This is a genomic window from Sinimarinibacterium flocculans (assembly GCF_003201205.1).
Classification (GTDB): Bacteria; Pseudomonadota; Gammaproteobacteria; order Nevskiales; family Nevskiaceae; genus Solimonas; species Solimonas flocculans.
On record NZ_QICN01000023.1, the window covers coordinates 1 to 5,985 of the forward strand.

Annotated in this window: 6 protein-coding genes; all 6 read left to right on the forward strand. The window is 60.6% G+C overall.

From position 1 onward, the window contains the following. Positions 1–142: JAB domain-containing protein (locus C8D93_RS20060; protein ID WP_281269331.1), on the forward strand; the 142-nt coding region annotated here is incomplete at its 5' end. A gap of 268 nt (positions 143–410) precedes the next feature. After that, complete coding sequence (gene mblB / locus C8D93_RS20065; RefSeq protein ID WP_110267048.1) at positions 411–1,571, forward strand: anti-phage 6A-MBL system MBL-fold protein; 1,161 nt, start codon at positions 411–413, stop codon at positions 1,569–1,571. Positions 1,572–1,579: 8 nt separating this feature from the next. Continuing rightward, on the forward strand, positions 1,580–3,829 hold the full coding sequence (cap2-3, locus tag C8D93_RS20070) for an anti-phage 6A-MBL system cap2_3 protein (protein WP_237723399.1): 2,250 nt from the start codon (positions 1,580–1,582) through the stop codon (positions 3,827–3,829). A gap of 13 nt (positions 3,830–3,842) precedes the next feature. Further along, positions 3,843–4,709: a ComEC/Rec2 family competence protein gene (locus tag C8D93_RS20075; protein WP_237723398.1), complete on the forward strand. Its 867-nt coding sequence runs from the start codon at positions 3,843–3,845 to the stop codon at positions 4,707–4,709. Continuing rightward, complete coding sequence (locus tag C8D93_RS20080; protein ID WP_010792116.1) at positions 4,706–5,383, forward strand: hypothetical protein; 678 nt, start codon at positions 4,706–4,708, stop codon at positions 5,381–5,383. Before C8D93_RS20075 ends, C8D93_RS20080 begins: the two co-directional genes overlap by 4 nt. A 217-nt stretch (positions 5,384–5,600) precedes the next feature. Then, on the forward strand, positions 5,601–5,985 hold a 385-nt coding region (locus C8D93_RS20085), incomplete at its 3' end, for a TIGR03757 family integrating conjugative element protein (protein WP_110267053.1).

Genomic DNA, 5,985 nt, shown 5'->3' on the forward strand with positions numbered 1-5,985 from the left:
GAACACCGAGCCCTCGGCCGCTGATCGTGCGATCACCGAGCGGCTGAAGAGCGCCCTGGCCACCGTCGATGTCCGGGTGCTGGACCACTTCATCGTCGGCAAGGGCAGCCCGTACTCGTTCGCCGAAGCCGGCTTGTTGTAGTCCGCACCGCAGGCGTCCCTTCCGGGGCGCCTGTGGAATTTCTAGCCGGCATGGACGCGGGGCCGTGGCGTCCCAATGACGGACCACTGGGGTCACCCAGCTACTCAGGCGGTATTGCCTGCACGACGCACCTTTTGCGACGCACCTCGCTTGACAATCTACATATAGTGTGTTGATCGTCAGTAGATTCGTATATATAGTGTTAGCACTCTCGGTGGTAGAGTGCTAAATAGCAAAGCTGCCACTTATCCTGAACAAGGAGTACTCCGTGGCAGACGTGCATAAGGTTGTCTTTTACCCGGTCGGAAACGGGGACACCACCCAGATTGTCCTGTCTGGCGGCCGCCGCGTTCTCTTCGACTTTTGCCACCGCGAGAGAGCCGAAGATACCGACACCCCGGAAATCGACCTGAAGTCCCGTTTCAAGGACGAACTGAAGGCAGTCGATCGCGACTACTTCGACGTGGTGGCTTTCACTCATGCGGACCTGGATCACATCCAAGGCAGCACCGACTTCTTCGAGCTTCAGCATGCCAAGAAGTACCAAGGCGAAGGCCGGATCAAGATTCGGGAGCTTTGGGTTCCAGCCGCCATGCTGCTGGAGGAGGCCGACAAGGACCATCAGCAGGAAGAGTTTGTACTGCTCCGGCAAGAGGCGCGACACCGCCTACTGGAAGGCAAGGACATCCTTGTGTTCTCGAAGCCGAAGGCGCTCGCCGATTGGCTCGAACCTCGACTGAACGAACGGGGAGAAGCGGCTTCGGCGCGCGATCATCTCTTCATAGACGCCGGCACAATTGTCCCCGGATTCTCGCTGGCCAGCGATGGGGTTGAGTTCTTCTGCCACTCGCCTTTCATCAAGCATTGTGACGAAGGAGACATCATCCGCAACCGCGCCTCGCTGGTGTTCAACGTACGTTTCCTGGCAGATGGCGCGTATTACGACTACCTAGAAGTGGGCGATGCCACCTGGGAGGAAATGGAAGACATCGTCCGCACGACGAGGTACCACAAGAACGATGATCGCCTCGCCTGGGATCTGTACAACATCCCGCACCATTGCAGCTATCTGGTACTCAACGAGGAAGGCCAGAAAGGTGACAAAGAGACTGAGCCGAAGCCGCTGGTCAAGGAACTGTTGCTCCAAGGGAAGCGCGACGCCTACATCGTCAGTTGCAGCAAGCCCATTCCAGACATCAAGGAGTCCTACGAGCAAGTGCAACCACCGCACATCCAAGCCCGCAACACCTACGAGCGCTACTTGAAGGAAGTCGGCGGACGCAAGTTTCTGGTGACGATGGAGGAGCCGAACGCCAACAAGCCAGAACCGATCGTTTTCGAGATTGCCAGCGGCGGCGTTACCTGGAAGCGTTCAGCGTCCATCGGCGCGCCGGCCATCATCACCTCAACTCCGCCGCGCGCAGGCTGACGAGCTGGATGATGCCGGATGCGTACCACGAGCTCGCGAACGTCGTAGAGGTCAAGGACGCCAGCGAACTAACGATCCCCCGTGCGAAAGCGCTGTTTGGCGCGGTCCAGCGTCAGCGCGACTATTCGCTTGTCCAGATTCTCCGCCATCCCGTTGACGGCGATCCGACGCTCGAATGTCTCGTCGTGGAGGTCGAGTGTGACGACGTACCGCCGAAGAATCCGGTCGGCATCCGGTACCGTGAGCGCTTGGCGCTGTGTGTCCCCAATGACCCCAAGAGGCTGATCGAGGTGTTGGCGCTGCGTCAGGACTTCCCGATCCTGATGCATCAGAACCAAGGCGTACCCGGCACCCCTGCGAGCCTATGCCTGTATTTCGAGCCAGCCGGAGCGGTAATGCGCACCTGGACGCCCGAAGCATTCCTTCGTCGCATCCAGTGGTGGCTGGAGAAGAGCGCCCGAGGCGAGCTACACGCGGCGGACCAGCCGGTTGAGCATCTCTTCTTTGCCAGCAAGTACGAACTCGTTCTGCCGTGGAATCTGACCGAACTCCGCAAAGATCCCGCTCTGCGTTTCGCCATCGTTCTCCGGCATGAACGCCCTGACGGCGGTTTCACTTGCTTTCTGGAACCCATTGCGAAGACCGCCCCGCGTGTCAAGACGACCAAGCACATTGAACTGGCGCTGCCCCCCATCGTGCACGGCCTCGTCGAGCGTGATCCTGTGACGCTGGGGCAACTGGCGGATGTACTGGCACGACGCGAGGTAGACCTGATTGGTCCTCTACGGGAAGCGCTACAGGCTGACATCAATGAAGCAGGCACGACCGCCTCGGCTGACGACAAGGGCACGATCATCCTCTTGCATATCCCCATTCGCCGAAGCGTCGAAGCCGAGCCCGATGGCGTCGCGCATCGGGCATTCCTTGTACCGATTGGCGGCCTCGAACTCGGCATCGCCTGCGGTGCATTGTTTGTCCATGAAAAACGGTACTACAAGGACCTGCTGAACCAGCAACCAGCAACGGCATGGCGCGAGCAGCCCATCCTGCCCATGGCTGTCCTGACTCAAAACGACCGAACGGCGGCGATGCGTCAATCCGGCGTCACGGAAGAAGGGCCAGCGGGCGTATTGGTCGGCGCAGGCTCGCTCGGCAGCGCTCTGCTGAATCTATGGGGCCGCAGCGGCTGGGGACGTTGGACGGTTATCGACAAGGATCACATCAAGCCGCACAACCTCTCTCGGCACGGTGCCTACGCGCAACACATTGGCGAGACCAAGGCCACGGTAGTCGCAGGATTACATTCCGCCGCAATGGAAGGAGCGACCGAGATCGTCCCACTAGCGGCTGATGCCTGCGACTTTGCACAGGTGGATTTCGCACAGGCGCTCGCCGGCGCCGCACTGGCCATCGACGCCTCGACCACACTTGAATACCCACGAGCGGCCAGCGCGGTCGATACCCTTCCGCGACATTTCTCCGTCTTCGTCACGCCGAACGGCAACGCTGCAGTGCTGCTTGCCGAGGATGCGAAGCGGATGCAACGGCTTCGCACACTGGAGGCGCAGTACTATCGCGCACTGATCCAGCAGGACTGGGGGAGAGTCCACCTCGACGGCCACGCGAGCACCTTCTGGAGCGGGGCGAGTTGCCGCGACATCTCACTCGTGATGCCTTACTCGCGCATCTTGGGCCAGGCAAGCACGCTGGCGGAGCAGATCCAGGCCGCTGTGGCGCGCGAGGATGCCCTGATTCGGATCTGGCAACGCGATCCTGCGCGTGGCGGCGTCGAGGTGCATGATGTGCCAGCAGTGCCCGAGCGGCGTATCGCGCTGGGTGAGCTTGACCTCTACATCGACGACGGTGTCGAACAACAGTTGCGGGTTTTGCGCCAGCAAAGCTTTCCCAACGAAACCGGTGGCGTGCTGCTCGGGTACTACGATTTCAACATCAAGGCTGTTGTCATCGTCGCCGGTTTGCCAGCGCCCTCCGACAGCAAGGCCAGCCCCGACTCCTTCGAGCGTGGCGTCGCCGGACTTGCTGAAGCGGTCAAGGACGCCGCCAAGCGCACCGCGGGCATGGTCGGCTACGTCGGCGAATGGCATAGCCATCCGCCTGGCCACTCCGCATCTCCGAGCCGGCACGATCTCGTGCAACTCGTCCATCTGGCACTCGGCATGGCCGATGACGGCCTGCCGGCTGTTCAGCTCATCGTCGGAGAGCAAGACCTGCAAATCCTGCAAGGTGCGGTGCAGTGATATGCCAGGCGAGATGATCTTGAAGATATGGGACGTTGAACATGGCGCCTGCGCCATGCTCACACATCGCTCTGCCTACGGCGTGGAAGGGCGCTTGGCGATGATCGACTCGGGTGACAACAGCACCACAGGCTGGAAGCCGAGCACCTACATCAAGCACTACCTGAAGCGCAACGTTCTGGACTACCTGTTCGTGACGAATGCGGACCTCGACCACATCAGCGATCTGAACAACCTGTGGAAAGAAGGAATCACGGTATCCACGTTCTTCCGCAATCGCAGCGTGTCACCCGAAGTCATGAGGATCATCAAGGAGGCCAGCGGCGAACTGACCGAGGACATCGAACGATACTTGGACATTCATGCCGGCTACGTCAACCCCGTGGACGTCCCCTTCGATGAGAGTATGGGAGGCATCTCGGTGCGGACGTTTTGGAACTCGACGCCACCCTTTTACGACACGAACAACCTGAGCATGGTGGCATTCTTCAAGTACGGGCCATTCAAGATTCTGTTTCCCGGTGACCTCGAAGAAGACGGATGGCTGGCGCTGCTCGAACAGCCGGCATTTCGAGCGGAGCTCATCGACACGACCGTGCTCGTGGCATCCCACCACGGCCGAGAGAACGGCTACTGCCGGGCGCTATTCGGCTACTGTCACCCGCGAGCGATCGTGATGTCCGACAAAGCAATCGTCCATGATACGCAGGGGATGACTCAGACCTATCGCCAGCGCGTCATAGATCACTGGCCGAACGGAGTTCTTGTCGCCACGACTGGAAAACAGCGTCGTGTGCTCACGACGCGACGCGATGGCTGGATTCAATTCAACGTCAATGATCGTGGCGATTTCACCATCTATACGGAGTGCTATGGATGAGGGACACCAAAAACTACGGCAGCAAGACACTCAAGGGCCGCAACCTCGCATGGCTGGTGGCGACGCTCATCCTGGACTTCCTCGTCCTTCTGGTCCTTGCCTTCCACACCGCGATCGAGGATCTGACGCCGACTCGACTAGCGGCCGTTCGCGCCAGCCTGACCGCACTGTTGCCGATCCCGGTGTTGATCTTCTCGTCGCTGATCTCGGCCGACCACAAGGCCATCCTCGTATTCTGGCGCTGCAAGCATCCGTTGCCGGGTTCGCGTGCCTTTTCCGTGCACGCGCCGGCGGATCACCGCATCGACCTGACGAAGCTGAAAAAGAACGTCGGCGAGTTCCCTGTGGGTGAACGCGACCAGAACGCGAAGTGGTATGGCCTCTACAAGCAGGTCGATTCAGACCCCTCGGTCGTGGACAGCCACAAGAACTATCTGCTGTTCCGCGACATTGCCGCTATGTCGCTGCTGCTCGTGCCCATAGTACCCGCGGTGATGTATTTCAGCGGGTTGGATACGCCTCGCATTCTGATCTCGACCGCTTGGTTCCTGGGTCAGTATCTGGTCGCGGCATTCGCTGCGCGCACGACAGGCATCCGCTTCGTGCAGAACGTGCTGGCCGTGCATGCCAGCCGGAAAGTGACGAACTCGCGGAAGAAGGAGGCTGATGGATAGGTTCTGGCGCAGACTCGTACACAAGGTCCTCCAGATGGCAGCGTATTGATCTTGACGGGAGCTTCCAGCTTCCCCGTTTTTTTGCATCCTGAGCAGCCCATAACGCTCGCTGCTGTTGTCGCATCAAACCGGAGAGTGCCGATTCCGGTTTGACAGTCGCTTCCATCCCCCCCCTGGAGTCGACTACCCACCCTGATCGTTTTCACGGTGGCTCGACATGCCAGCTCCCATATCCAACCCATCTGTAGCGCAGTGGCGCCTGCTTGCGGCCGGACTCTTGGCTGTGCTGCTCGGCCCCTCCGCCTGGGCCGCCGATGTGCTCGTCGTCACCGACAGCCGTCATCCGGTGCAGGCCCCGGCCGGCGTGCGGATCATCGAGCTGGACCAGGCCACGCGCATCAAGGTCGAACTCGCCGCGCACCTGCCGGCCGACCCGCAACAGGCCGCAGCCCTGGTGCGGCAGCGGTTGCATGACGGCGGCGAGGCGCTGCAGCGCCGCATCGGCCACGCCTATCAAGGTGTCGCGGATGCCTGGGGACTGGGCATCGCCAAGATTCCCGCCGTGGTGGTCGATCGACGCTATGTGGTTTACGGCGCGCCCG

What these genes read in the sequence shown, in the direction of transcription:
- cap2-3 (WP_237723399.1), top strand. Translation starts at nt 1,580, where the DNA reads ATGATGCCGGATGCGTACCACGAGCTCGCGAACGTCGTAGAGGTCAAG.
- C8D93_RS20075 (WP_237723398.1), top strand. Translation starts at nt 3,843, where the DNA reads ATGATCTTGAAGATATGGGACGTTGAACATGGCGCCTGCGCCATGCTC.
- C8D93_RS20080 (WP_010792116.1), top strand. Translation starts at nt 4,706, where the DNA reads ATGAGGGACACCAAAAACTACGGCAGCAAGACACTCAAGGGCCGCAAC.